Source organism: Photorhabdus sp. HUG-39 (assembly GCF_963878365.1).
In the GTDB taxonomy this organism is placed as follows: Bacteria; Pseudomonadota; Gammaproteobacteria; order Enterobacterales; family Enterobacteriaceae; genus Photorhabdus; species Photorhabdus kayaii.
In genome coordinates this window covers 1-26,914 of sequence record NZ_CAWNWY010000013.1, presented here as the reverse complement: position 1 = coordinate 26,914, position 26,914 = coordinate 1, and the positions used below count along the sequence as shown (strand labels likewise).

General features: G+C 42.7%; 24 protein-coding genes and 1 pseudogene. 8 read left to right on the top strand and 17 right to left on the bottom strand.

Annotated features, from left to right (window positions below):
* Nucleotides 1-14: 14 nt before the first annotated feature.
* The 8 genes from AAC155_RS10525 to AAC155_RS10490 form a co-directional block, all read right to left on the bottom strand.
* Nucleotides 15-290, bottom strand: coding sequence for a DUF6137 domain-containing protein (locus AAC155_RS10525; RefSeq protein WP_113042088.1), 276 nt, complete (start codon nt 288-290; stop codon nt 15-17).
* Nucleotides 275-1,048 carry a PIG-L deacetylase family protein gene (locus tag AAC155_RS10520; protein WP_113042087.1) on the bottom strand — a complete coding sequence of 258 codons (774 nt, stop codon included), beginning with the start codon at nt 1,046-1,048 and terminating at the stop codon, nt 275-277. Before AAC155_RS10520 ends, AAC155_RS10525 begins: the two co-directional genes overlap by 16 nt.
* The gene (locus AAC155_RS10515; protein WP_113042086.1) at nt 1,045-2,295 is read right to left on the bottom strand and encodes an aminotransferase class III-fold pyridoxal phosphate-dependent enzyme; all 1,251 of its coding nucleotides are present in this window, start codon (nt 2,293-2,295) and stop codon (nt 1,045-1,047) included. The genes AAC155_RS10520 and AAC155_RS10515 overlap by 4 nt, the downstream gene beginning before the upstream one ends.
* The gene (locus AAC155_RS10510) at nt 2,288-3,976 is read right to left on the bottom strand and encodes a hypothetical protein (RefSeq protein WP_146748085.1); all 1,689 of its coding nucleotides are present in this window, start codon (nt 3,974-3,976) and stop codon (nt 2,288-2,290) included. Before AAC155_RS10510 ends, AAC155_RS10515 begins: the two co-directional genes overlap by 8 nt.
* Nucleotides 3,977-4,059: 83 nt before the next feature.
* Nucleotides 4,060-4,191: a hypothetical protein gene (locus AAC155_RS10505; protein ID WP_262405137.1), complete on the bottom strand. Its 132-nt coding sequence runs from the start codon at nt 4,189-4,191 to the stop codon at nt 4,060-4,062.
* Between the two features lie 7 nt (nt 4,192-4,198).
* Nucleotides 4,199-7,879: a hypothetical protein gene (locus tag AAC155_RS10500; protein ID WP_113042084.1), complete on the bottom strand. Its 3,681-nt coding sequence runs from the start codon at nt 7,877-7,879 to the stop codon at nt 4,199-4,201.
* A 19-nt stretch (nt 7,880-7,898) separates the two neighbouring features.
* The gene (locus AAC155_RS10495; RefSeq protein ID WP_113027085.1) at nt 7,899-8,552 is read right to left on the bottom strand and encodes a histidine phosphatase family protein; all 654 of its coding nucleotides are present in this window, start codon (nt 8,550-8,552) and stop codon (nt 7,899-7,901) included.
* A gap of 23 nt (nt 8,553-8,575) precedes the next feature.
* On the bottom strand, nt 8,576-9,841 hold the full coding sequence (locus tag AAC155_RS10490; RefSeq protein ID WP_205068547.1) for a DegT/DnrJ/EryC1/StrS aminotransferase family protein: 1,266 nt from the start codon (nt 9,839-9,841) through the stop codon (nt 8,576-8,578).
* Nucleotides 9,842-11,035: 1,194 nt separating this feature from the next.
* Here AAC155_RS10490 and AAC155_RS10485 point away from each other — a divergent pair.
* From AAC155_RS10485 to dtpB, 7 genes are all read left to right on the top strand, one after another.
* Entirely contained in the window at nt 11,036-11,356 is a 321-nt protein-coding gene (locus AAC155_RS10485; protein ID WP_113042083.1) for a contact-dependent growth inhibition system immunity protein, read from the top strand.
* Between the two features lie 45 nt (nt 11,357-11,401).
* Entirely contained in the window at nt 11,402-11,524 is a 123-nt protein-coding gene (locus AAC155_RS10480) for a contact-dependent growth inhibition system immunity protein (protein ID WP_158536540.1), read from the top strand.
* 227 nt (nt 11,525-11,751) lie between these two features.
* Complete coding sequence (locus AAC155_RS10475; protein ID WP_113042082.1) at nt 11,752-12,066, top strand: hypothetical protein; 315 nt, start codon at nt 11,752-11,754, stop codon at nt 12,064-12,066.
* A 1,074-nt stretch (nt 12,067-13,140) separates the two neighbouring features.
* Nucleotides 13,141-13,881: an SDR family oxidoreductase gene (locus AAC155_RS10470; protein ID WP_113042148.1), complete on the top strand. Its 741-nt coding sequence runs from the start codon at nt 13,141-13,143 to the stop codon at nt 13,879-13,881.
* A 430-nt stretch (nt 13,882-14,311) separates the two neighbouring features.
* Nucleotides 14,312-15,874 carry a 4-hydroxyphenylacetate 3-monooxygenase, oxygenase component gene (hpaB, locus tag AAC155_RS10465; RefSeq protein WP_113042080.1) on the top strand — a complete coding sequence of 521 codons (1,563 nt, stop codon included), beginning with the start codon at nt 14,312-14,314 and terminating at the stop codon, nt 15,872-15,874.
* A gap of 19 nt (nt 15,875-15,893) precedes the next feature.
* Nucleotides 15,894-16,412, top strand: a complete 519-nt coding sequence (gene hpaC / locus AAC155_RS10460; RefSeq protein WP_112876798.1) for a 4-hydroxyphenylacetate 3-monooxygenase, reductase component — start codon at nt 15,894-15,896, stop codon at nt 16,410-16,412.
* Nucleotides 16,413-16,737: 325 nt separating this feature from the next.
* Nucleotides 16,738-18,207: a dipeptide/tripeptide permease DtpB gene (dtpB, locus tag AAC155_RS10455; protein WP_113042079.1), complete on the top strand. Its 1,470-nt coding sequence runs from the start codon at nt 16,738-16,740 to the stop codon at nt 18,205-18,207.
* Here the strand turns inward: dtpB and AAC155_RS10450 are convergent.
* From AAC155_RS10450 to AAC155_RS10415, 8 genes are read right to left on the bottom strand one after another with little or no spacing between them, the layout of a single operon-like run.
* Complete coding sequence (locus AAC155_RS10450) at nt 18,158-18,397, bottom strand: hypothetical protein (RefSeq protein ID WP_146748084.1); 240 nt, start codon at nt 18,395-18,397, stop codon at nt 18,158-18,160. The two genes, dtpB and AAC155_RS10450, sit on opposite strands and share 50 nt — an antisense overlap.
* Before the next feature lie 8 nt (nt 18,398-18,405).
* Nucleotides 18,406-19,737 carry an MSMEG_0569 family flavin-dependent oxidoreductase gene (locus AAC155_RS10445; RefSeq protein WP_113042078.1) on the bottom strand — a complete coding sequence of 444 codons (1,332 nt, stop codon included), beginning with the start codon at nt 19,735-19,737 and terminating at the stop codon, nt 18,406-18,408.
* A gap of 12 nt (nt 19,738-19,749) precedes the next feature.
* On the bottom strand, nt 19,750-20,040 hold the full coding sequence (locus AAC155_RS10440; RefSeq protein WP_113042077.1) for an MSMEG_0570 family nitrogen starvation response protein: 291 nt from the start codon (nt 20,038-20,040) through the stop codon (nt 19,750-19,752).
* Complete coding sequence (locus AAC155_RS10435) at nt 20,028-21,083, bottom strand: sll0787 family AIR synthase-like protein (RefSeq protein WP_113042076.1); 1,056 nt, start codon at nt 21,081-21,083, stop codon at nt 20,028-20,030. The genes AAC155_RS10440 and AAC155_RS10435 overlap by 13 nt, the downstream gene beginning before the upstream one ends.
* Nucleotides 21,080-21,643, bottom strand: coding sequence for an MSMEG_0567/Sll0786 family nitrogen starvation N-acetyltransferase (locus AAC155_RS10430; protein ID WP_113042075.1), 564 nt, complete (start codon nt 21,641-21,643; stop codon nt 21,080-21,082). The genes AAC155_RS10435 and AAC155_RS10430 overlap by 4 nt, the downstream gene beginning before the upstream one ends.
* A gap of 12 nt (nt 21,644-21,655) precedes the next feature.
* Entirely contained in the window at nt 21,656-22,768 is a 1,113-nt protein-coding gene (locus AAC155_RS10425) for an MSMEG_0568 family radical SAM protein (RefSeq protein WP_113042074.1), read from the bottom strand.
* Between the two features lie 23 nt (nt 22,769-22,791).
* Nucleotides 22,792-23,799, bottom strand: coding sequence for a Nit6803 family nitrilase (locus AAC155_RS10420; RefSeq protein WP_113042073.1), 1,008 nt, complete (start codon nt 23,797-23,799; stop codon nt 22,792-22,794).
* A gap of 29 nt (nt 23,800-23,828) precedes the next feature.
* Nucleotides 23,829-24,311, bottom strand: a complete 483-nt coding sequence (locus AAC155_RS10415; RefSeq protein WP_113042072.1) for an MSMEG_0572/Sll0783 family nitrogen starvation response protein — start codon at nt 24,309-24,311, stop codon at nt 23,829-23,831.
* A 304-nt stretch (nt 24,312-24,615) separates the two neighbouring features.
* On the opposite strand from AAC155_RS10415, the gene AAC155_RS10410 reads away from it, so the two are divergent.
* Nucleotides 24,616-26,601 carry a sigma 54-interacting transcriptional regulator gene (locus AAC155_RS10410; protein ID WP_229015730.1) on the top strand — a complete coding sequence of 662 codons (1,986 nt, stop codon included), beginning with the start codon at nt 24,616-24,618 and terminating at the stop codon, nt 26,599-26,601.
* A 119-nt stretch (nt 26,602-26,720) separates the two neighbouring features.
* On the opposite strand, the pseudogene AAC155_RS10405 reads toward AAC155_RS10410, so the two are convergent.
* Nucleotides 26,721-26,914, bottom strand: a pseudogene (locus tag AAC155_RS10405) (IS4 family transposase); the annotation flags it as partial.

The window sequence follows — 26,914 nt, the reverse complement described above, 5'->3', positions numbered from 1 at the left end:
TTTTTTACCTATGATTAAGGTGATAATGGCATTGGTTCATCAGATGATTGTGTATTAAGCTTCTTGTTTATTATTTCTGCGAGGTTATTAATTTCCATTGACAAATGTTCGTATTTCGACCAACCCAGAGTGCAATCAAGGAGTGCTTCCAGACGTACCATAAATTCAATGGCATCCCGTGCAGGGATCTCTAACCGTCCTCGCTTGATTAGTTCTTCTGCGTCATCTCCCGTTGTCTCACAGGCGATTTTGATAATTAATTGACGAATATAACCTACTGATATTGACATGATTTCTCCCAAAATCTTTCTGCATGGTAAACTGCTTGCCCGGTATGGAAACATGTTTGTGCCAGACGTTGTGCATGGACAATAATTGCATCAATCGTTTCCTGATCGGTTTGGCTGGCATAATTAGATAGTGCTGAGAATTTATCTGCTAATGTTTGATCAATACTGATGGCTTCTAGTATGCTGAATTTTCGCTCTGTCAACTGTTTTTCCAAAATATCCAGTGTAAATTCAGCTGCATAGGGCAGGTCTTCGTAAAAAGCAAGTTGCCATTGATGATTATGTAGTGAACAAATGGCATGATGGACAATCTGATGGTCGATATGATGACCAATGGCGGCTGGCGCAATCACAACATCAGGGTTGGACTCTCCCAAGACCTGCTGTAGCATCTCCAATACGATTGAAGTTCGTATGTCATTAGTAAGTTGTCCCTGAGTAAACTGCAATTGGCGCTCACTCCCATCGTCATAGCCGGACAGGCTGGAATCTGAGAGCCCAAGAGGGTATAACTTCATCTTAAAATTTTGACAAAAAGTCTGCTCTTCTTTTATGCGTATTTTACTGATAACGTCGGAACCCGCATCACGCAGGGATTTAGGGAGCGCCCATCGACTTTGGGTAAATACGGTCACAACCTCTAATGTGGATACAGCCGCCAGTTGTGAGACAAAACCACCTATCGAATAAGCAATATCATCGGGATGTGGAGCAATTAAGGTCAGACGTTTACCATACCAGTCTTTTATTCTGCTCATAAGGCATACCTTTGTAACCAATGGATAGCATCGGCAGCAGGCATAATATCACTGGCACCGTCGATCATATTGAATGCAGCTTCCATTTGTCGCTCGATAGAGACATGGATTTGGTGCTGCGTAGAGAAGTGTAGAGCAAGTTCTGAAAATACCTGTTTGAAGTGGATCTCCAATTTCGTTAAAACAGCTTCAGTTGCCAGCGAAACAGCTTGATTATCAAACTTATACAGTAACAGGCCGTGTTTACCGCAAGCAGTATAGAAAGCCTCATCCAATTCTGGCGTTGCACAGATAAATTGCAGTAATGGTCCATCCCCCATGACTTTTATTGGCAACTCTGCCTGCGCAATTAGTGTGCGTAATGTGTTTGCCAGCATTGACCCACACGAGACCAGACGTTTGTAGCCTTGTTCGTCATGCATATATTTCAATGTGGCTAAAGCAGCGACAATAGGCACTGTGTCAAAGTAAGCGGTATAGGTCATATGTTTAGTTTTTTGCATCATTTCAGTTGGCCCGACGAGGCAGGATAAGCGTTGCCCATTGCATAGTCCTTTGGCAAAGGTATAAAAATCAGCCTGTTCGCCAATAACCTGTTGTAACGCAGAACCAGTCACTGAACGATAGCCATTTTTGACTTCATCACTGCAAAATAGAACGCCATATTCACGGGCAAGATGGGCTATTTTTTTTAATGTTTCTGGTTTGAGATGTACATAGTCGGGAGAAATCATCACCATTGCGACTTCGCCATGATAGTTTTCTAACACATCAGCCAGTAACTCAGGGATGAAATAGAAATCGATAATGCTGCTTTCATTTGGCTGCAAAAAATGGGAAGGCGAAGCCCATAAATCCCCCCAACCGTGGTAACCTGCGCTGGCGATGATTTTTTTGCCTGTTATCTTCCGGGCACACTGGACAACAGCACGGCAGGCTTCAGTTCCTGAGCTGAAAAAAGCAACTTGCCCATTTGGGATACCACTATCAGCAACAATGATTTCTGCGAGAGCTTCAAAAGGCTCTGACCAGCAGGTGGAAGACCCCTGTTCATTATTTAAACTGGAGATTATTGCTTCTGTGACTACCGGATGATGGTGTCCCAACGTGATGCTACCTTTGCCATTCATCAGGTCAATATAGTCTTTTCCATCACTCAGTCTGACGATAGCACCACTTGCGGATAGAGCACGTAAGTTTGGTGCCGGTACGCCAATAGCAGAGGCGATTTTTTCAGGTTTACTCATAAACACTCCCCGATATTTCAGTCGGTTGCATATTCGCGATGCTTTCAATAATCAAGTTGTGGTACTGGATAAAAGTTTGGAATAACAAGGTGAGATCTTCACATAATCGCATCTTACCTATAGAGCTAAATTGACGTACTTCCCGGCGGAAACCGTCAAGTAGTAAAAGCAGCGCAACAGGTAAGGAAGTGAATATCACTGGTGAATTATCATTCTCTGTCTGGTTACTGTTGTACATCAGCTGTAATGTGGCGGGCGGCAGTTGATATACCAACAGAAAAACAGCTATCTCCAATTCTGGCCAGCTTATCCCTCCCCAGTTAGCCTCCTGATGAAAACGGTAGAGATGCCCATCCTTGCCAACTTGCCAGTGCCAATCACCAAAGGCATAGCTAAGGGAAGAGCGTATTGGTCGGGTACTTCCTGCAAAAGGAGGAATATTGAGTGAATCGAGCCAAATGGGTAAGTCAGGTACTTTGTGTTCACTCAATTTACTTTTACCCACTTTGTGTTGCAGGCGTTCCCATGCATTACGAATGGCTGCTCCTATTGGAATCTGAGGTAGCTGGCCGACAATATCTATTAATGGTGATTGGCTGACAGACTGAATAACAGCGTTGCACTGTGTAAGCCAAACCTGATGATTTTCATGAGGTGTTTCAGCCATAAGATCCCGTAATGGCCGCAATCCCGGAAGATGTTGAGCAATATGATAACCATCAAGAAACCACGCCTCAGGATGGGCAGTATTGGCTTGCTTCACCCGATTGAATTCCGTGAGTCCATAGGTGCTTTCCCCAATAAATCTCAGGTGCAACAATGGCGTTTCATGTTTATCCGTGACTAACAAGGGAGTTTTTTTGGGGTTAATCAACCTTCTTGCATATTTTTCCATTGCTGGCGAGTTCCAAGGCAACCAAGCCTCATCCAAGCCATATCTTTTTTCCATTGTTGGGCAATGGATAAAGATCTGTGTATCCGCGTTATTTATTATTGTCGAATTCAGTAAATCAGACGCTGGTATCGCAGAAGTCAATGTAGAAAGAAAATGGCGGTGATCATTTTTTAACAACAGTTGCCAGAGTGAACGCCGTTCACGTGTCATCAGTGGTGATCGCACAAATACGGTTGACCATGAAGCTGATGTTGTGATTTTTCTCACATGCCCAATGCTGGCAAACCAGATGTTTTCTGCTTTGAAGGCTAACCATTCCGCAAGTTTTTCAACGGTATTGCCTGTATCGGGTTGATCATCAACAATCACGACGTCTGGACGTTCAGATTGTGCGTCAAGAAGACGAAATAGAGTATCCAACTCTGAAGGATGGTACTGACAATAGGCGTTAATATGCCTTAAAGGGCGCAGTGTTAGCCATGCAGGGGGCACACCATTAATCTGAGTTAATCCTGCAACCCAACGTGGAATAAGAAAACTCCCACCACTGCGGAGACCGACAACCACGATGGAACGCCCGGAGGCAAACTGGCGGGCGAAACGGATTGCATCATCCACACAGACTTCGGTATCCCCTACATCATAGCCATAACACTCTGGCAAGGGGAGTGCCAAAATACGGGTCAGTAGATCCATCCAGGGAGAAAATTGACCTTGCAATACAATGCCTATTTGTTGAGAACACTCCGTTTCAGCCGTGATTTTATGACCACAAGCGATAGACAAAGCGGCCTGTTGCGCATGTGTAGCAGAACATTTGGCCTGACGGCGGACAGATAACGGCTGTTGACTGGCTTCAGCAAGAAGACTTAGGTCGCTCCATATTTGTCCCAGAGCGCAGGCTGATACATAACCATCACATATTCAGTGGCGAATAACTTCGCCACTAACTCTGAGGGAGTAATCTGTATTCTAGCAACCTTGCCTAGGTATTTAGTCATTCTGCCCTCATTTTGTCCGCATAGTGCTAATAATCGCAATCGGATCAACTTCAGACAATTTAAAACGGCCTTTCTCCTCTGTGGCTATAGGAGCCAGAGCACGTTGAATATACGTTTCAATTTCCTCTGTGATGCCATAAGGGATAAGACTAAGTTGTCTGACAAATTGTTGACATTGGCCCTCAGAGAGTACATTTGCATGATAGGCAAGCAAGTACTCTTTGCAGCGTTTAAACTGACTTTGCCAAATCGCGATTTCACCTGCGATTGAGGCAGCAGAACCTGCATTTACCGCGATTTCAGGAACGTGGTGCAAAACTAAATTACGCAATCCGGCATTTTTTGGAGCAGTAACCAACTGCTGCAATGTAGCCGACAAATCTCGACGATGTAACAAGCTGACTGCGATCCGTTCAGCCCCAATCGGGGAGAGTGGTTTTTGTACCATCCGCATCAACGTCTGCTCTGGCCATACTGCTGAAAGGAGTAATCCCATCTGCCCTGCGGTGGTGTGAAGGCATTCCCACTGTTCTTGGTCATCCTCTGTTTTTTCCAGCTTCTCAATAATTCGGTGAAAAGCATCCCAGGCATGGTCAAAACCAGCAAGGTAAGCGCTGGTGACCTCATCACGTATAGATTCATTCAGACAGAGTGCAGCGAGCGTTGAGGCAAAGGGCAACGAATAAACTGTGATACGCTGAACAGAAAAATCAATCACAGCCCGGTAATTAACATAAGCGTGGAATAGATCACTCCAGGGAGAATGTCCCAGCATGTCATGCACATGGGAAACTTCATCATTAGGCACATAGGAGAAATCATAAGCAGTATCGAATAGCACTCGCAACCAAAGCACCAGTTGCTCAAGATCCTGTCTCTGCCAATGTAAGCCATCAGCACGCTTTAAACGTAAGAAAAGTGTCCAAGTGCCTAATTGGCAGACCCGATTTGATGATATCTGCCATTGTGGTTTCCATTCTGAAATACGTGATGCCAATGCATCGAAGACATATAAGCGACCAATCTCCTCTTCCGGGGCATTCGGAAGCTCGCAGAACTCAACAACCAATTCCTTCTCATTAAAGAGGAAACTGGCCTTATGTACGACAAAAGGCAGAGAAATCTCAAAGAGGTTATTAGTTAACCTTAAAAGGCAAGAGCGGGCATCACCAAAACCATCAGCGATATTGATCAATTTATGTAAAAGCGCAGGTAGATCAGGCCCCGATTCAGCCCGGAAACGAACCAGCATCCATTGATGCAATAGATTGTGTAACTGGTGAGCATTTTCTATCGGTAGCTGTTCCGGTGTCATATTACCGGCGACAGGCATTAAAACCTGCCAACGTAAGAAATCATCCCCCAAGATTTCTACAACATCTTCTTTTAATTCAAGAAAAAAAGTGTCCGGCATAGGGTTATGACGAACATGCTCTACCCATCCCTGGAAAGCGCTTAATGCCGATTTTTCTGTGGCAGAAAGCGTTGATAGCTGAGCAAACTCCATCCAATCGCTGAGCAGATCTAGATAATTTTGATACGTGCTCAGCTCGTGTCTATCAACCACATCGGCTAATACCGCCTTGAGTACCTGATCGTAAGTATCCACTAAATCTATGCGACAAAGTGCCCTCAAGGTGGGTAATTTCGCCTGATGTAACTCTTTCATCAGGCTATCCGTAGCTTGTAGCAAATCAGCGGCTTCACTCGCTCCTGCCAGTGCTGCGGCTGCTTTAAAGCGCTTAAGTGGAGACAGGAAAGCCACATAGTCAGCAAACGCTTTGGGCGCACAAACCAGATTTGCCAGTGCAGTCGGTGACAATTGACGATGATGGATAACTTCAAACAGTTCGTGAACAGAAAGTGTAGAGCCTGCTGCCTGGGTTAACGCGTGTAAGATGTTGATCCGGTCTGCATCTTCATAAATGGGAATAATGTCTGTATCTGCGAGCACATGAAGTAGACACGCCAGTAGCAGACGCCCATCCCCATTTGGGGACGTTATCGCAACATCAACCCATTGCGCCAATGGCATCGCGGGAATTCTCTCAATCCATGATTCGGCTTTGATAAATAACATCAGCAGGCGCAGGTCATTGAGTTGGCTGACCTTATCTGCCAATGTTGGGATAGCCTTACATAAGTTCGGTAATGCCGACTGCGTATCGGTTTTGGCTCTGAAAGCACAGAGATAATCTGTTGTTACATCGGTTGCCAACCAATGAGCAGGGTAGAGCGTCATCGCTTTCTCACCGACTTGTGCCAGGAGCCAACCTGTTAAACTTGGGCTTCGGACAATGTCACCATGCTGTAACCACGTGTCCATTGGAAAAAGAGTACGTTGCCTGAGTGAAGTACCGATTTTTTCCTCTAATACCGGTAAGCCAGCCAGCGCACGTTGCAAAACATCCGAAAGATCTTGAGAAGACAGCGCCGTAATGGGCAGAGATTCTCTATCGTCAAAAATATGCTGTACAGCAGCGGGCAAATTAACCGATTCAGTGGTTTCTGTTTCCAATTCGATAAGCGGCTTTTGTGCACTAAAGTAGGCTTGCTCTCCCACACTATCAATAATGACCAAAGGAACTGCGGGGATATTGGTTAACTGGGTAAGAAAAACGGGCAATTTTTGTTGACGGAACATGATGCCAGCATGTTCACTGGCAACGCCTGATTCAACGAAGACAGCCACAAGAGTGGATCGCACTGGCAAAGGAAGACGCAAATAACGAGACCAAGCATCGTCTAATGTGGATGCCGAAAGGAAAACGCCTAAATTAGGCTTTGCAGGATGCAGCAATGTTGTTACGGGAACCACCCGCATACTACGTGCCAGCTCTTCTTTCACTTCAGTGGTTAACTGCTCAACCTGACGCTCAAGTACATAACCCGGAGCGGGGCGTGCCTGTACTAACCAAATCTTATCCACGCGAACCTGACATAATTGAGCGCCATACCACAGAGGTGCAGCTAACGTTGGCCAATGATAGGCCACAGAGTTTACCCTTGAGCCAGGGGATTGTGCAGACGCAAAACCAAAACCGAACGCCAGTTCTCCCCGGATACCTTCAGAGGCATGTAAAGTCAATCCGGTCACGGAAACCAGGCCATGATCCGTTTCCAAAACCCACTCAGTGTCTAACGCAATTTCAGAGAAATATTGATGTAATTGATTGATAATTTTATTTAAATTATGGCATGCATCGGCTGTCAGATACGGAGCCTGTAAGGCGTCCACTGTAGATGGCGTACCTTCAATCAATTTTTGCACAAAACAGGTGATTGGCTGCGGTTGATAACCCGGATCACTTAACCGTTGCTGTTCAATGGATTGAAGTTCAAATCCACTGAAAGCCACCGTAGAAAGCGTATCACTAAAATCTGCCGGACAATGACAGATGATACTGGCATAGCCTCCAGCATTCACGAAAGCATCACCATCCTCTAAACCCGCACTGCGAATAATCCAGGGGGCAGGGCCACAAACTTTCTCAACCTGTTTTATCCAATCGGGGTGCTCAGTGATGTACTGACTGTAGAGGGTGCGTAGCAGTGCGGTATCTGCTTGCGGATAATGTCTTACAATGGCAAGCGCTTTATCAGCCGCAAATCCCACTAAAGGTGGAACCAATGCTGAAAAATCAGTGTGCCGGGAAAGTTGTTGTAATCGTTCAAATTTTGCAGCCATACGTTTTATCTTCTTACCTTTAAAGCCATAATCTCAAATGATTTTTCGCGTTAACAAGAACAAGCCTAGATTTTCCACCTATCTCTTCATTCTCTATAACGTGCAATGCTGTATTACTAATACGCATATGCCAGCGTTGTAATAGGGAGATTTCCAGCCCTAGCAACACAAACATTGCTAACTCTATAGTGAATGCATGGGAAACGATCAGAGTGACCATTTCCCGGCCACGCTGTTGGTGCCGTTGACGCAAAAAATCGGTCACTCGTGCTCGTTGTTCAATAACAGTTTCTACTTCAGGTCTTACTTTAATTGTGGGACTATTCAAACGTTCTTCCAGCATTGCATCCCATTCCGGCAAACTTAATGGCGGTATCAGTGAAGGTGCTATACGCACTTCTTCCAAACGCTCATCAGATATCAACGGTAAATTGTACCGTGCAGTGAGAAATTTGGCCGTTTGCATTGTTCGGACCATTGGGCTGCTAAATATCTTGTCTCCGATTAACTCCTTGGGAAAATTATCTGCTAATAATTGTGCTTGTTGCTGGCCCATTTCCGTCAATGGTGAATCAGGCAAAACTGAACTGATTAACACATGGTCATCCTGTAGATTGCATGTTGCTTCTGCGTGTCGGATGAACACAAAACGATGGCAATGTGTTGACGTCATAATAGTTTTGGCCTTTTAGTGATTCATAGATGCTCGGCATGGCTCATTACCTTCTCCAGAGCACGCTGGACATCAAGCATGTCTGTTTCTTCTGCAAGTAAAAAATGATGCGGCAAGGCAATGTGGCTATGGGAGAATGCCTCCGCTATTGGCAGACTAAAACGCTGCGGCTGAACGGATGACTGAAAGTCTTTGCTTAATACGAAACGCCGCCGACTCGCGGGTTGGTATAACGTACATTGATTTAATGCGGCGTACATAGGCTTACAAGGTAAATTCAGCTCTGCTGACAGGGCTTCTGCCAGTTTTTCTACTGAAACCTTCTCTAAGACAGATTCAGGTAACCCAATGACATAGCTATAATAGACACGCTCAGTGGTACCCAGAGTGGTTTGCTGAGGAAAACAGCCAATTTGCAGCATCAGTTCATCCAAATATTCAGCATTACAGCGCCGGATAGCATTCTCGGTATCAAGTTTTTCTAATTGAGCTAACAAAATTGCGGCATGAAATTCAGACAAGCAATAGTTTGAACCCATTAACTCAGCGGTTTCTAATAACTCCATATGATCCAACGGTGGTGGTACACTGCTTAATGTGCGTCCATCGGCGCGTAGATGGGCTAATCGTCTAGCAATTTGCTCATCTTGAGTTAGTACTGCTCCACCTTCTCCACTGGTCAACAGCTTACTGTGTTGCATGCTGAACGTTCCAGCAATACCAAATGTCCCCACATGTTGACCAGCAAAACGAGCACCGTGTGCTTGAGAGCAATCTTCAATGAGTGGCAAATTATTTTTTTCTGCAATATGCATTAAGGCATTCAGATCTGCAACCGCAGAACCGAGGTGTACAACTGTAATCGCACGACAGCGAGAAGTAATTGCTTCCTCAACCGCATTTGGATCTAAGCACCCTGTCTGAGGATTCACGTCGGTTAGCATTGGAATAGCATTAATATTAAGAACAGCTGATGCTGAAGCGACCCAAGATAAACCAGGTACAATGACTTCATCACCAGCTCCGACCCCTACTGCCTCTAAAGCCATAGTCAAGCTGGCAGTACCACTGGAAGCAGGAACACAATAATTAGCATTCGTGTAACGTGCATAAGCTTCAGCAAAACGCTGTTCAAAAGAAGGTACCCCACGGTATGGTCCACTTATTGACCAACGCTGACTATTTAAAACAGAAAGTAGATTATCTACAGTTTCGGGAGAACTTGTAGGCCACCCAGGCCAAGACATTGTTCGAATGGAAGAGCCACCATGTATTGCCAGTTTAGACACGATGAGTAATCTCCTTTTCAAATAAGAAGTGATATTAATCCAGCGAAAAATCCATAGGTATCGTTAAGCTATAAGGGATATGTCTCTCTTTCATTTACATAGAATATCCTATGTGAATTACCACCGGTTTACTAACTGCCTATCTCAATAGGGCTATTTTATTTGCCCTTCTTTGCCATAAAGAGCGAACCTGGGCAGTGCTCAAAATCCTCACGTACTACGTGTACGCTCCGGTTTTTCCGCGCTGTCCATGTTCAAACTGCCTGCAACAATTACGCCTATTGAGATAGGCTCTAAGTTAAATAACCAATAGCACCGCTACACTCAGTCCTTAAACTCAGTTATAGCTATAGGCTTTCACTTTAATACAAGGTGTTACACTATTTTTAAGTTTAACTTAAATAAAATCGTAAGATTTGAAAAATATTAACATTTGGCATTCTGCTTCTTAATAGAAGATGTATTATCTCGTTAGATTTTTTAATTCCTCAATCTATAATTTATTTTAAACTATGTATAAAAATACAAACCATACAAAAAAATCAATAAATTAATAATCTAATTTTCAATATCGTGATTCACGTCATAATTAATTAATCACACATAAATACCATAAATTCAAATATGATATTACCAATTAGAATTACACTCCAGACAATATATTTAATCTTAATAATCAATGTCATACATTAAATAATTAGATCTATATACAAAATGCAGTTTTCACGCCCGATGAAAGTCTCTATAACTTTATCTCACATTTCTTCTTATTTTGGAAAAAAATGGTTTTTCGGTTCACTCGCTTGCTTCGAGTTCTAGAACTCAAATTAGCCAGCTCTATACCCTATGGATTTCAAGATGCATCGCGGCGGCAAGGGAGTGAATCCCCGGGAGCATAGCAAACTATGTGACCGGGGTGAGCGAGTGCAGCCAACAAAGAGGCAACTTGAAAGATGACGGGTATATACGCTGAGTAAACTATTTTCCAACTAAATAGCATTTCGTAATACCGATACAGTAGTCAATTTAATTAATGACTGAGCAACGGAAGTTTGATACCGAATAACCAACACTAACTCATGGTGTTGCTATGTATAGCTTGTCCCCTTGTCGTACAAGGCGTTTTGTAAAGTGATCTACTATTTTGAATAGCTTATTTAGGAGATCGCAATAATATGAAAGGCCACAATTAAAATGACCGGACAATATCCATTTCTAGATATTTTAATGCATGCTTATTTTAATCAGGACTTCGATATAATATCAGGTCCCGAACTTGATGATGTTATCAATGATTTTCTTCATGTCGCAACTCTGGGAATGATAAAAGGGTTAATAGAAAAAATCAATGATCTTATTGACATTTCCGAAGATGTAGAAAGCACATTTGATTATCATTACCATGATGCTGACGTTCTCCCAGAATGGTGGGGTATGACAGCACTTGAGTTTTTAAAGCATGTGTCAAATAAGTCACAAGATTATTTAAACGAGCACACTGAACAAGATGAATAATTAAAGTATTCTTAAATAAAAAAATAAACAAAGAGGTTTAATTCAATGGAAAAAGAAATAGAAAGAAAATATATCGATAATTTAATGCTGACTTATTTTCATCAAGATTATCAGTTATTTGGTGAAACAATAGATGAAATAGTAACTGATTATCTAAACTGTCAATAACCATAATAAGTTTAATAAGAGAGATTAATAATTTCACCCGTAATTCTGATGACGTAGAAAAAGACTTTCATAGCTTTAATTACGATGAATTTGTTCCTGAATTATGGGACACCACGGCGTTAGATTTTCTAAATCATGTATCCAAATTAGCACAAGAATATTTGGATAAAAAAGATGACTAATCATAGTAATTTTTAATGTGACAGTAAATAAAGAGGTTAAATATAATGGACATGAGAGAAAAATGGCTGTACATAGATAAGATGAAAAAAGCTGTTGATAAGAATGATTATGAATCATTTCAAAGAATATTCAATGAGCTGCAAGGAAATTATCTTAATATTGCACCACTAATGTTATTAAAAAATATTAATAATCTTATCCTTGGTGCTAACAATATAAAAGGATGTTTTAGAACTCATTATTATGGCACAGCTAATCCACAGTTATGGGAAACTATTTCCGCCGTATTAGAACATCTGAATGAGTCATCTAAAATAATGCAAAATTATATGAATAAACACCATGAAAAGGATAAATAAATCAACCTTGAATCCATAAAATATTCAAATAAAAAACGCTTTTGAAGGTGATTAATTATATGTTATACTTCAAAGGCGTCATTCAATGATAACCGATGCAATGACCCTGTAAATAAATTTATACTCATTTAAATAATTCATTGGTATATTTGCCATTCCGAATCTTTCAGTAGGAAATTATTCCATCGGTTTACGACAAATTTATCTCTCAGTTAGAGACTTTATTGAAGTCTGCTCCTTTTGGAAATTATTGTCTGATTAGTCCATTATATCCTTATTTTCCCATCTTTCCCTGAGAGCATAAAGATCCACAAAGCGGATATTTATTTCTAATTTTTTACGATAATTCAATGAATCGCAAATTCTAAATCATTATCAAACGTTATTNACTATTTCCGCCGTATTAGAACATCTGAATGAGTCATCTAAAATAATGCAAAATTATATGAATAAACACCATGAAAAGGATAAATAAATCAACCTTGAATCCATAAAATATTCAAATAAAAAACGCTTTTGAAGGTGATTAATTATATGTTATACTTCAAAGGCGTCATTTATTAACCAAACATTAAAAACATTAAAAACATTAAAAACATTAAAAACATTAAAAACATTAAAAACATTAAAAACATTAAAAACATTAAAAACATTAATTACAAACAAATTCATTTTATCGTCAATAAAAACAAAAATATATAATGTTGCTTTCTCATGACTTTCATTATTATAAAAAGTCAATTTCTATCTTTATAAATATACTCCCACAATACCCATAACATAGCAATTAGATTATTTTATTCTTAACTAAAAAATTATATAAATAATAAAGACATTGGAAATATTCCCATGCCATATGCAAGAATTTGCTTTTTATCCAGTTTTTCTTTACTAATACTGGTTCATTTGATATTTAATTTCTTAATATATACCCTATGGATTTCAAGATGCATTGCGACGACAAGGGAGCGAATCCCCGGGAGCATAGATAACTATGTGACCGGGGTGAGTGAGTGCAGCCAACAAAGAGGCAACTTGAAAGATGACGGGTATAAAACTTTAAATGAGAATACTGTGCAAAAAATTACATTAATTACGGGCGGATCACGCGGCATTGGTCGCGCAACGGCTTTTTATTTGGCAGAGAAAGGACACCACATTTGCATTGGCTACCACTCCAATCAAGATCAGGAAGTCATAGAAATCATCCATAATATCGGCGGTAAAGCTATCGCCATTCAGGTCGATGTCGCTGATGAAAAACAAGTTGTAGAACTCTTCCAAAGAATTGATGCCGAACTCGGATGCATCACAGGTTTAGTCAACAATGCCGGGATTCTTAAATCACAAGCATCAATTGAACAATTAACCGCTCATCGCTTGCATGATATTTTTGCCACCAATGTCATAGGCAGTTTTCTCTGTGCACGGGAAGCAGTTAAAAGAATGTCCTTCCGGCATGGTGGTCACGGTGGATCAATTGTCAATGTTTCATCCGCAGCATCTCGACTGGGATCACCGCACGAATATATAGATTATGCCGCATCAAAAGGGGCGATCGATACTTTGACTATTGGCCTGTCTCTGGAAGTGGCAGATCAGGGAATTCGGGTCAATGCCGTTCGTCCTGGATTCATCTATACCGATATGCACGCTGATGGCGGCGAACCAAATCGAGTTGATCGGGTGAAAAATTCCTTACCAATGAAACGCGGTGGACAACCGAAAGAAGTTGCACAGGCTATCGCCTGGTTGCTGTCGGATGAAGCTTCATATGTAACAGGAAATTTTATTGATCTGGCCGGAGGGAAATAACATTTAAAACAAGTATAGATTGAGCTGAATTTACTAATATTTGGATACATGGAACAGAAACCAGAAAATGAAAGATGCCCCATATTTTCAATTGACTCTATACCCTATGGATTTCAAGATGCATTGCGACGACAAGGGAGCGAATCCCCGGGAGCATAGATAACTATGTGACCGGGGTGAGTGAGTGCAGCCGACAAAAAAACAGACCTTGAAATAACAATCATAAAAATACCGTGTGGATCACACTTTAAGTAATAAAGCATCCTTTCCAACGAAAAGTACCAGTCAACCTTCCGAAAATCTATTCAAGAAATGCCGTTCTAAAGCTTCAATTAAGAAACACAAAACAAACATTAAATTAACATCTATGTGCCAATATTGATTATCTTATATCAAGACAGGCGCTTTTTATGACGACTGTGAGGTAGACATGAAACCAGAAGATTTTCGCGCCGACAAAAAACGTCCTTTCACCAGTGAAGAGTACCTGAAAAGCCTTCAAGATGGCCGCGAAATTTACATTTATGGCGAACGCGTAAAAGATGTCACTACACATCCCGCATTCCGCAATTCTGCTGCTTCAATCGGTCAGTTGTACGATGCCCTGCATGCCCCTGAAACCCATGATACCTTGTGCTGGAATACCGATACCGGCAACGGCGGGTACACTCACAAATTCTTCCGCTTTGCTAGCAGTGCGGATGAGCTGCGCCAACAACGTGATGCTATCGCTGAATGGTCACGTCAAACCTATGGCTGGATGGGCCGTTCGCCTGACTATAAAGCGGCCTTCGGTAACGTACTCGGCGCATTTCCTGAATATTATGGTCAGTTTGCTGATAACGCCCGTACCTGGTACAAACGTATTCAGGAAACAGGCGTTTACTTTAACCATGCCATTGTCAATCCACCAATCGATCGCCATAAACCCGCCGATCAGACACGTGATGTCTATATTAAGCTAGAAAAAGAAACTGATGCCGGTATTATCGTCAGCGGCGCAAAAGTGGTAGCAACTAATTCAGCCCTGACTCACTATAACTTTATCGGTTTTGGCTCCGCGCAAGTAATGGGGGATAACCCTGATTTCGCCCTGATGTTTGTCGCGCCAATGGACGCGGAAGGCGTGAAATTGATCTCCCGCGGCTCCTATGAATTGGTAGCAGGCGCAACAGGTTCCCCATTCGATTATCCCTTATCCAGCCGTTTCGATGAAAACGATGCAATTCTGGTGATGGATAAGGTCCTTATCCCTTGGGAAAATGTCCTGATTTACCGCGACTTTGACCGTGCACGCAACTGGGCCATCCAAGCGGGTTTCACTAGTTTGTTCCCATTACAGGCTTGTGTACGGCTGGCGGTGAAATTGGATTTTATTACCGCTCTGCTACAAAGGAGCTTGGAATGCACTGGCGTGATAGAATTCCGTGGTGTTCAGGCTAACCTGGGTGAAGTGGTTGCCTGGCGTAACCTGTTTTGGTCACTGAGTGATGCAATGTGGGCAGAAGCCAAGCCGTGGAAAGGCGGCGCTTATCTGCCAGATACTCAGGCAATACAGACTTATCGCGTTATGGCACCAATGGCCTACACGAAAATTAAAAATATTATTGAAAGTAACGTTACCAGCGGCCTAATTTATTTGCCATCCAGTGTACGTGATATGAATAACCCAGAAATTGATAAATATCTCGCCCGGTATGTTCGGGGTTCCAACGGTATCGATCACGTTGAACGCATTAAGATTTTAAAACTGATGTGGGATGCCATTGGTAGTGAATTTGGTGGTCGTCACGAATTGTACGAAATCAACTATGCCGGAAGTCAGGATGAAATTCGGATGCAATGTCTGCGCCATGCTCATGGCTCTGGCAATATGAAAAAAATGATGGATATGGTTGATCGCTGTCTTGCTGATTATGATCAGCATGGCTGGCGTAGGCCACATTTACACAACAATAGCGATATTAACCAGTTAGATACGCTGCTGAAATAATCGGTAGCAGGAGGCCAATATGTCTGTAGAAAATGAACATCGCCTGCGTTTCAGAGATGCGATGGCGAGCCTATCAGCAGCGGTGAATATCGTCACCACCGATGGTCATGCCGGATGCTGTGGCATCACTGCCACCGCAGTATGCTCAATCACCGATACGCCACCCACGCTGATGGTATGCATTAACCGCAGCAGTGCTATGAATACAGTTTTTCAGGAAAATGGCCGCCTGTGTGTCAATATTTTAAACCATGAACAAGAATTGATGGCACGGCACTTTGCCGGTATGACCGGAGTCAGCATGGAAGAGCGTTTTCGCTGGAATATCTGGCAGACAGGGCCATTAGGCCAACCGGTGTTAACCGGCACCCTCGCCAGCCTTGAAGGTGAAATTGAACAGGTGCAAGAAGTGGGAACGCATAACGTGTATCTGGTTCAGATTAAACATATCACGGTGAGCGAACAGGGCCACGGCCTCATCTATTTCAAGCGTAATTTCCGTCCAGTTATGTTGGAAATTGAAGCCGCCACAGTTTAACTGCTTCTCCATCAGGCAGTGATTGTTCTTCCACTATTCAGGCCCCAAACGGCCTGAATAGCGTTTTTTATCAACACTTCCATTAAGCTTCTGATTATTTTTGATATTCACTTAATGAATATACTATTAAATTCAATACTAATATCTTTATATTAGTGTGATCGCCCACCAAGAACATATTTTAACCATATAATAATCTACTGTCCTCCGATCACTTGAATAAAGTACATAAAAAAACCACTTTAGCGACAGATCATGTCACTGAACGTCACTGTACATTTCCGAGTGTATTTCAACCAATAATGCTAATCAGAGGCAATCAATTATGAATAAACCCGCATCCATCGGTTTATTACAACAACCCAAGCCGTTCTTTATGATTTTCTTCGTCGAGCTTTGGGAACGATTCGGCTACTACGGTGTACAAGGCGTTCTTGCTGTCTATTTTGTACAAAAATTGGGATTTTCCCAGGAACAAGCGTTTATTACCTTCGGTGCATTTGCCGCGTTAGTTTATGGTTTGATCTCGATTGGCGGTTATGTAGGTGACCACTTACTGGGAACCAAACGAACCATTGTGTTGGGTGCCATAGTCCTGGCAATTGGCTACTTTATGACAGGTCTTTCTATCCTACACCCTGATTTAATTTTCTACGCATTGGGAACGATTGCCGTTGGTAACGGCCTGTTCAAAGCTAACCCAGCCAGCCTGCTGTCTAAATGCTATCCACCCAAAGATCCTCGTCTGGATGGCGCTTTTACGCTGTTTTACATGTCAATCAACCTCGGCTCGCTGTTCTCACTCGCTCTCGCTCCTGTTATTGCGGAAAAATTTAGTTATGCCGTTACCTACAATATTTGTGGTATTGGTCTGATTATTGCTTTGTTAGTCTATATTTTCTGTCGCAATACGGTACGTCATATTGGTTCTGAACCTGACCATCAACGAATCAACTATAAAAACCTATCCATGGTATTAGCAGGAAGTGTTGTGATGGTTTACGTCTGTGCATGGCTGATGCACAACGTGAAAATAGCCAATATTGTGCTGATTACTCTATCTGCTATCGTGGTATTTATCTTCTTCCGTGAAGCATTAAAGCAGGATAAAGCTGGCCGTAACAAAATGTTTGTTGCTTTCATTTTGATGCTTCAAGCTATTGTGTTCTTCATTCTGTATGCTCAGATGCCAACTTCTCTCAATTTCTTTGCCATCCATAACGTTCATCATCAGTTGCTTGGTTTTGACATTAATCCGGTCAGTTTCCAGGCGCTTAACCCATTCTGGATCGTTGTTGCCAGCCCGATACTCGCCGCCTTATATACTCACTGGGGTGCTAAAGGTAAAGACCTCACAATGCCAGCTAAGTTTGCAGTTGGTATGTTCCTGTGCTCTTTAGGTTTCCTCACTGCCGCCGCTGCCGGTTTGTGGTTTGCAGATGAACAAGGTTTGACCTCCCCTTGGTTTATTGTTCTGGTTTATTTCTTCCAAAGCATCGGTGAATTGATGATCAGCGCATTGGGCCTGGCAATGATTGCGGCCCTTGTTCCTCAGTACTTGATGGGTTTTATTCTAGGGATGTGGTATTTAACTCAAGCAACTTCCTCCTTACTCGGCGGCTATGTCGCAGCCCTTACCGCCGCACCGAAAGGTATTACTGACCCATTGCAAACATTACCAATTTATACCAGCGTATTTGGCAAAATTGGGATTGCTACCTTCATTGTCGCTATCATCATGTCGGTCACCGTGCCGTGGCTAAACCGTATGATGAATGAAAAACAAAAAATATGATTTGATCCAAAATAAAAAATCTCGCCAAAGGAGAAAATACCGCTCGTGTGATTTGCTCCCACCACTCAATCACCAGTGATAGTGGGGGCATCTTCATGACTGTAGAAAACTGGGCACCCATTATAGGTGGCATATACCCGTCATCTTTCAAGTTGCCTCTTTGTTGGCTGCACTCACTCACCCCGGTCACATAGTTATCTATGCTCCCGGGGACTCGCTCCCTTGCCGTCGCGATACATCTTGAAATCTATAGGGTATAGGTATATTTTGCTGATTTACTTGTTGCTCAATATGCTGCACCACATAGGCGGCATCCTGATCGATCCCCAGAAAACGTCCAGAACCCCATGTATATAACCACGGCAAACCAATAAATGTAACATCAGGATCGATAGTAATACCACGGTCATGTTTGGGATAACCATTGGCTTGAAAAATATCTAAATCAATCCATGAATAATCTGGTTTAAAACCAATACACCAAATCACTGACGTGATATTTTCTTTTACTAAATCAATGTGTGTGATTTCCTGCTCAGGCTGCCAAACAGGTTGATATACCGATGCAGGTTCGTCGGTTGCAATCTTGTTTTTCTCTAAATATTCATCAATCGAGGCATTAATGCGATTATAAGTGGTATCGGCAAGGTCCAGGTTTTCTGATAAATTTGGTTTAAACCAGAATTGACCCTCTTTGAAGTCATCAAAATGTCCAAACAGTTGCATACCTTCTAAGGCAAATTTACGCAGGTCAATATCACGCCCGCCGTCACGCCCTGTGACATAGTGGTTGGTACTGTTACGTACTTTTTCACTATAACGATGATGTTTGACAGTCGTTTCGTAATAACCCATATCAAACAGCCATTTCACTACATCTTTGCCGCGATAGAAGCGAGCACAACGTGGTGCATTGCCTGTCGATAAATAGACTTTTTTGCCTGCCAGATGCAAATCTTCGGCAATCTGTGCACCGGATTGCCCTGACCCGACCACCAGCACCGCACCTTTAGGTAGTTGATCTACATTTAAATATTCTTCCGAATGCAACACTTTCACATGTTTAGGCAAAGAGTCGCTTAGTTTTGGATAAATCGGGGTGTGATACCCGCCTGCTGCAACGACAAGCTGTTTGGCTGTGGTTGTACCGTGATTGGTTTCAATGACAAACTCATGCGCTGCCACTTTTTTCACATGTTTTACCTGAATATTTAAAATGGCGGGAGGATTAATCTTTTCAATAAATTCGTCAAGATATGCCACAATTTCAGGTTTTTTCATAAAGCCGTCAGGATCGTTCCCCTGATAAGGATGTTCAGGTAGTAGACACTGCCAGTTCGGTGTCACCAAAGTAAAATTGTCCCAACGTTTATGGCGCCAGCTATGGGTCAACTCGGATTCTTTTTCCAATACCACATGGTCAATGCCCGCTTTTTGCAAATAGTGACTGATACATAAACCAGCCTGACCGCCACCAACAATCACCACATCATAATTTGGCTGTAATATTTGATTTTGGATACTTAACATGGAATATCCCTCTCATTGATTCTTCATTTCAATAACTTCAATTTGATCTTCTGGATTTAACCCGAAGAATTTGGCTTGGCGTTTGATTATCGCCAGATTGTCCACGGCCGAACTACAGAAAAAGCCATAACGTGCCAGTACTCTTTCTGAGGCGGCATGCAGACCATTTTCAACTTGATGCAAGAACTGCATACTTGGGTAACGCTGACCAATGGACAGATATTCATAAATCACCGTTGAGGGGGAGTAATATTGAATCAGCTCCCCATTAGGCCATTTCACAGTAAAATTCACACTGGGCATAACATCGACTCCTGCTGATTTTTAGGTTTAATCTGTACGGATTGAGCCTGTAACTTTTTTAACGCATCGGCATAACAAAAACCGGTAAATACTTGGCGGTTAAAATCCCAAAATATGTCGTGCCGCTGTTGCTGTTGCACGGCAACCACTCCACTGACATTGGTTTCACCAATCACCGCGCAGGCAATGCCCTGACGGTGAAACAGCTCGATTATTTCTTCACATTCATTTGCATCGGCAGTCAGTAAAAAACCAAAACTGGGGAAGATTTGTAGCCATTTAAACCAACCCACATTTTCAGGTTTAGGAATAGCATCTAAGTCGATGTGTGCCCCCAATGCCGTAGCTTCGAGCAGCATCAATAAACTGCCTAAAATGCCGGCATTGCTAATATCACGGGCGGCATGAGCCAGATTTGCCTCCGCCAATTGCGGCAACAAGGCAATTTGTGACTGTAAAATGCGGTCAGGCACACGCTCAAAGCATTTCCAATAAGTGGTATTGGGGTGGAATTGCCCTTTTAGATTTAAAGCGATCAGAGTTTTTTGTTGTGGTTTGACATGCAACACCGAGAGCAGTTTTCGTGCTATGCCTTGAATCGCAACTGATAAAGTGGGCTGATAAACTACCCCAATACTGGTATGTCCGCCGACCAATAGCACACCATAAGCACGACAAGCATCCTGCATGCCTTGCATTAACAATTGGGCATGTTCGCTACTGGCATGCCAAAAACTGTTCACCACTGACAATGCCCGACCACCCATTGCGGCAATATCACTAATATTCGCCATGACCGCTGACCATCCGGCAAAATAAGGATGATTGGCAACAAAGCTTGGTAACATGCCTTCACAGGCGTGCAATACATATTGACCATTTAGCGATACTGCTGCCGTGTCATCTCCGGGATAGGCATATAAGCTATCCAATGAATCCACATGGCAAGTTGTGTTAATTGAAACATGGTGAGCAATCGCCTGCTTGGACTGCATAGCAGGTGTATGTTTTAACATTTCGAGTAATTGATTGAGTTCCATCATCGCGTCTCCTTTTGCATATAGGCTTGCATGGGGACATGCGGTAATGGATAGTTTTCAATCTGTGCCTGCATCAGCACATGTGGAATGTTGGCAATGGTCAACTGACGTAAACTATCCCAACACAACCGTTGGAAATAGTGTTCATTTTGACTTTGCACGGTGGCTAAAAAAGTACGGCATCCCAAGTTTTTGGCGGTCGATACCGCAGTATTGATTAACGCTTTACCAATGATATGGCGACGTCGATATAAAGGTTCTACGCATAAACGCCCGCCATACCACGTCTGTTCGCCATCCGGGAAAATCCGTACTGCGCCAATCACTCGATCATGCTCACCAAACATTTTCTCAATGGCAACAATGCCTAATGCTTTAACATCGTATTCGTCACGATCTTCTTGCAAGATTTTCTGTTCATCGCGAAAGGTCACTTCACGCAAACGATAATATTGGCGACGCTCCCAATCTTCCGACACAATTTTGATGGCAATGTCATCGCTAACAAATTGTTTCAGCCCTGCATTTAGCTCAAGCAGCCAGGGATAGTGAGAAAGTTCCATATCACATTCTCCTTATTCATACGCTTTCAGCGAAGAGCAAGCGCCACATTTGGCACAGCCGGCTTGAGTATTTTCCGAGTTCAAACCATGTTGCTTGAGTTGTTGTCCAATTTTCGGATAGAGCGACTGCATAAAAGTGTGATCAGGTTTAGGATGGTGCTCTAATGGTGTACCTCGAATCGGCACAAACGGCACCACAAATGGATACACCCCAATTTCAGTCAGTTTGGCGGTCATCTCTACGATTTCCAGTTCGGTATCGCCCAAACCTGCCAAAATGTAGGTGCTGACCTGTCCTCGACCGAACACCGCAACGGCTGTCTCAAATGCCGCAAAATATTTTTCCAATGATACTTCGGCTTTGCCCGGCATCATTTTCTGCCGTACACGCTCGCTTACCGCCTCAAGGTGCATGCCAATCGACACCGCTCCTGCATCTTTTAAACGTTGAAACCAGGCAAAATCATCAGGGGGTTCGCACTGTACCTGTATTGGCAAATCTACTTGCGCCTTAATCGCTTTAACTGAGTCATATAAAATTTTGGCGCCACGATCTCCCGTATTTGGCGTACCTGTGGTGATCACCATTTGTTTGACGCCATCCAGCTCAACGGCTGCTTTCGCTACCTCAGCCAATTGTTCCGGGCGTTTACGGATCAAGGTTCGACCCTCTTTTAAAGACTGATCAATTGAGCAAAATTGGCAGGCAGTTGCTTTGTCCTTCATACGAATGCAATGCTGTAATACCGTTGTCGCCAACACATCACGGCTATGTAAGGTCGCAATTTGTTCATAGGCAATGCCTTCTGCGGTTTTTAAATCATAAAAACGTGGTCGTGCTGGTGCAGTTAAGGTCGCCACGGGAATCCGGTTTTTAAAGACAATTACCTTGTCAGAGTGCGGTTCAGGCTTTGCGGTGTAGGGAGAATCTTGTGCTGCAAGGTTCAGCACAGGAATCATCATGGTCTGCCCGTCAAGGCTCAGTGCCTTATGATCGCTTGGCCCTGCGCCGCCTTTACGGGATAAGCCAAAATTGCCTTCCCATTTCAGACCATTACATTGCAAATCGGTTAATAATTGCAAATTGGTTAATCGTTGTTTGGTTAATCGTTGTATTGCAGACATCTTTAACCCCCTATCGATTGGGTTTACATCAATATGGTTTCGGCATGTTCTTGATTAAATTTTGTGAGCTTTTCGAGATGACTTTGAGCTGATGTTTCAACTTTCAGTTCGTGTAATACATGTGTTGGACGACGATCAATGAATAAGCTGAGTAATTCAGGTCGGCTGTAATGTCCAATCGAGTCCATCATGCGTTTACGTTTATCAATCAGGCTAAAGTCCAGATCGGCGATGCAATAACCTTCACCTTGTGTGATCGGTTCAGCCAGGAGTTTGCCTTCGGGAGAAACGATGGCGGCAAAACATCCTCCTGAAATTGGGCCGATATCACAGCCAGTATCCTGCATAATCTGCTGTTGCTGTTCGGGATGCAGCCATGCGGTGGCATTGATCACAAAGCAGCCAGACTCTAAAGCATGATGTTGAATGGTGGCGCGGATTTGATCGGCAAAGACTTGCCCCACCAACGAGCCAGGAAACATGGCAGCATGGATTTGTTCGCCATCTGCCATTAAGGCAAAACGTGCCAACGGGTTGTAATGTTCCCAACATGCCAGCGAACCAATGCGTCCCACCGCAGAATTAATGGCACGTAAACCACTGCCATCACCTTGTCCCCATACCATGCGTTCATGGTAAGTTGGGGTAATTTTGCGGCGATGCTGAATGATTGAACCGTCGGCATTAAATAACAGTTGCGCGTTATAAATCGTACTGCCCGCACGTTCATTAATGCCAATCGATACCACCATGTTGGCTTCAAGGCAGGCTTGACCAATCGCTAAGGTTGCTTCGGAAGGTACAACCACCGATTCATTTAATAGCTTTAAATGTTCTTTACCCATAGCAAATGGCGGTTGTACAAAGGAGAAATAAGGGTAATAAGGCACGACGGTTTCAGGAAAGACGGCGAATTGCACTCCCTGTTTTCCAAGCTCTAAAATAATGTCACAAATTTTTTTTACTGTTGCGGCTTGACTGTAAAGCACTGGGCTACATTGTACTGCGGCTGCTTTAATTATTCGGTTCATAACCTTATTCCCTCATAGTTTATGTTTACTTAGACAGTCCAGGTATCAATGATCAGGGCATTGTCGCGACGCATCAGTAGTTTTAAATCCATCACATCCAGTGGATTAATTGGACGGATGCCTGGAATGAGCGCTTTTTCGGTTTGCCCATACAACGCTTGTAACGCAAAACGGCAGGCATAGACTTCGCCACCTTCTTCCATAAAGGCTTTCAACTGATTGTTGACGGCTAAATGACCCGGAAAAGCTTCCGCCCCTAAAGTTGGAAAACCGCGTTGTACACCCAACTGCACGCCTGGGCCGTAAAGCAAAATTTTGGTTTCAAAGCCTTTGCGCAACAAACGTTTTGCCTGTAACACATTGATCAAGCCAATTGATCCTTCAAATGCAACAGTATGGAAAATCACCAATGCCTTTTCACCTGGTTGGGCTTTGACGTCCTCAAACACTTTTTCTTCATAATCAACAAGAAAATCGCCGTCTTTATATTGCTCGATATCAATCTTTGGCATAACCAACTCCTAGTTCAATGTTATTTGGGAATGAACCAACATGTAGTCTAGTCTGACTGTATTAATGCGAGAGCTGTGCCAAGTTATATTTTGGCGTGGAAGTTAATTCTTATCACATTGAAAAATAGCATTTAATTTTTATAAAAATATTTCCTATGGAGATAAATTGAACTATTAGGGAATTAGGATTTTTCGTAGTATTATGAAATTTCATAGCTTAAATTATGAAATTTCATATACCCTATGGATTTAAAGATGCATCGCGACGGCCAGGGAGTGAATCCTAGGGAGCATAGGTAACTATGTGACCGGGGTGAGTGAGTGCAGCCAACAAAGAGGCAACTTGAAAGATGACGGGTATAGTATGAATACGACTGACTTTATCTCGGATTGGGTAGTTTATGAAGACTCGATTCGCCCGTTGGTATTTGAACACACGTCACAGGCATTAATTGTGCTAGATCCACATCAAAACCAGTTTATTGATGTGAATATTAGCGCCACCCAATTATTACAATATGAACGTCATGAAATTATTCAAAAAACGGTGACTTCCATTTTTGGTCATTTCAGACAACTGCCGTACCTTGTGGTATTTACCGAGGAAGCTTTGACAAAAGGTCGGGCCTGGAACAATCAGTTGTATATCTTTGATAAAAACGGTGAAAAAATCCAATTGGATATTACTTCTGTTTCATTGTCCTATAAAAATAAAACCTTGCTGATATGGTCGCTGGTGGATGTCAAAGATTTAGAACTGCGCCAACTCAATAAAAATACCGATAAAGCCATTCGTACAGGTTTAAAAGAATCGCAAGCCTTACAAGAGCTGTTTATTGACTCTGACACAGGCAAGCATTTATTGCTGAGTTCAGTCGGTGACGGTATTTACAGTATTAACAAACAAGGTTTGTGTACCTTTATTAACCCTGTCGGGGCTAAAATGTTGGGGCTGCAACCTGAAGATGTATTGAGTGACAATATCCATAAGGTTCATCACCATACCCATGAAAATGGCGAACCTTATCCTGAAGAAGAGTGCCCGATTTATGCAGCGGTGCATGACGGTATTGTGCATGAAGGGGTTCAGGAAATTTTTTGGCGTCGTGATGGTAGTTGCTTTCCAGTGGAATTCACCAGTACCCCAGTGATTCGTGACAGTGAAATTATTGGCGCGGTAGTGGTGTTCCGTGATATTACCGATCGGCTGAATACTGAAAGGCAATTGACCCATGCCCTTGAAGAGCTACAAGATTTAAAAAGTCGACTGGAACAGCAAAATGAATATCTGCAAGAGGAAATTTTACATGAAAATCAATATGATGAAATTATTGGCAGGAGTGTATCCATTTTACAGATTATTGAAAAAATCAAGGTGGTTGCCTCAACCGATGCCAATGTGATGATTTATGGTGAATCAGGTACAGGCAAGGAGCTGATTGCTCGTGCTATTCACCAATCCAGTCACCGTAAACAGCAACCACTTATTCGGGTCAATTGTGCCGCCATTCCCTCGGAACTGTTTGAAAGTGAATTTTTCGGACATGTCAAAGGTGCATTTACTGGGGCTGTGCGTGACCGTGCCGGGCGTTTTGAATTGGCGGATCAGGGCACACTGTTTTTAGATGAAATTGGTGAAATTCCTATCGAGCTACAAAGTAAATTGCTGCGTGTATTGCAGGAAGGGACCTTTGAACGAGTCGGCGAAGAAAAAACGCGACATGTGGATGTGCGGATTATTGCCGCCACCAACCGCAATTTAAAAGAAGAAGTTAAACACAAACGCTTTCGTGAAGACCTGTATTTCCGTTTAAATGTATTCCCGATTTATTCACCGGCTTTACGTGACCGTAAAGAAGATATTCCACTTTTGGTTACGCATTTTACTAAGTTGATTTGTGACAAGCGTAAAATTAATTATCTCCCATTTTCACAAAGGCATATTTTAGAATTACTGCAATATGACTGGCCTGGCAATATTCGTGAATTGCAAAATGTCATTGAACGCGCCCTAATTATAGCGAAACAAGGCACTGTTTCCTTTAAATACTTGCTAGAACAAGATCAACAGCAAAATGAAACTACGCATCAGAATATTCACAATAAACTTCAACAAATTGAAATCGTGCTGACCATGCAGCAACTGAAAGACTTGGAAATTAAAAACTTCTCTCTTGCCGTTAAACAATGCAAAGGGAAAATTTTTGGTGATGATGGTGCAGCAAAATTATTGGGAATAAACCCAACGACATTGATCTCACGCTTAAAGAAATTGGGTATTGATTATTAAAAAGCTTATCTTGAGTTTGGAAAATACGTTTTATATGTATTAGCACCTTATTTACTAGCGGCAAAAACCCGTAAAAAACTGCGGACTCAATGCGGGCGGGGATATAAGCTGTCTCTTGATCAGATCTCCAAATCAACTGATTTAGCCAGCAAATAGCCGTCTATCAGGGTTTGCAGCCGAAACCAACCTTCCCAAAGTCGTTCCCATCCGACTCGACCCGTGCGTTTGGAATCGTACCAGCCGGCCAGTTTTCCCAGATTGATGAAGGCCCAATGCAAGCTCGGGGCTTTTTTCGGCACACGGCATTTTTCTT

Coding starts and splice junctions, on each gene's coding strand:
- AAC155_RS10525 (WP_113042088.1), bottom strand. CDS start 290: ATGTCAATATCAGTAGGTTATATTCGTCAATTAATTATCAAAATCGCC.
- AAC155_RS10520 (WP_113042087.1), bottom strand. CDS start 1,048: ATGAGCAGAATAAAAGACTGGTATGGTAAACGTCTGACCTTAATTGCT.
- AAC155_RS10515 (WP_113042086.1), bottom strand. CDS start 2,295: ATGAGTAAACCTGAAAAAATCGCCTCTGCTATTGGCGTACCGGCACCA.
- AAC155_RS10505 (WP_262405137.1), bottom strand. CDS start 4,191: ATGACTAAATACCTAGGCAAGGTTGCTAGAATACAGATTACTCCCTCA.
- AAC155_RS10500 (WP_113042084.1), bottom strand. CDS start 7,879: ATGGCTGCAAAATTTGAACGATTACAACAACTTTCCCGGCACACTGAT.
- AAC155_RS10495 (WP_113027085.1), bottom strand. CDS start 8,552: ATGACGTCAACACATTGCCATCGTTTTGTGTTCATCCGACACGCAGAA.
- AAC155_RS10485 (WP_113042083.1), top strand. CDS start 11,036: ATGACCGGACAATATCCATTTCTAGATATTTTAATGCATGCTTATTTT.
- AAC155_RS10480 (WP_158536540.1), top strand. CDS start 11,402: ATGGAAAAAGAAATAGAAAGAAAATATATCGATAATTTAATGCTGACT.
- AAC155_RS10475 (WP_113042082.1), top strand. CDS start 11,752: ATGGACATGAGAGAAAAATGGCTGTACATAGATAAGATGAAAAAAGCT.
- hpaB (WP_113042080.1), top strand. CDS start 14,312: ATGAAACCAGAAGATTTTCGCGCCGACAAAAAACGTCCTTTCACCAGT.
- hpaC (WP_112876798.1), top strand. CDS start 15,894: ATGTCTGTAGAAAATGAACATCGCCTGCGTTTCAGAGATGCGATGGCG.
- dtpB (WP_113042079.1), top strand. CDS start 16,738: ATGAATAAACCCGCATCCATCGGTTTATTACAACAACCCAAGCCGTTC.
- AAC155_RS10445 (WP_113042078.1), bottom strand. CDS start 19,737: ATGTTAAGTATCCAAAATCAAATATTACAGCCAAATTATGATGTGGTG.
- AAC155_RS10440 (WP_113042077.1), bottom strand. CDS start 20,040: ATGCCCAGTGTGAATTTTACTGTGAAATGGCCTAATGGGGAGCTGATT.
- AAC155_RS10435 (WP_113042076.1), bottom strand. CDS start 21,083: ATGATGGAACTCAATCAATTACTCGAAATGTTAAAACATACACCTGCT.
- AAC155_RS10430 (WP_113042075.1), bottom strand. CDS start 21,643: ATGGAACTTTCTCACTATCCCTGGCTGCTTGAGCTAAATGCAGGGCTG.
- AAC155_RS10425 (WP_113042074.1), bottom strand. CDS start 22,768: ATGTCTGCAATACAACGATTAACCAAACAACGATTAACCAATTTGCAA.
- AAC155_RS10420 (WP_113042073.1), bottom strand. CDS start 23,799: ATGAACCGAATAATTAAAGCAGCCGCAGTACAATGTAGCCCAGTGCTT.
- AAC155_RS10415 (WP_113042072.1), bottom strand. CDS start 24,311: ATGCCAAAGATTGATATCGAGCAATATAAAGACGGCGATTTTCTTGTT.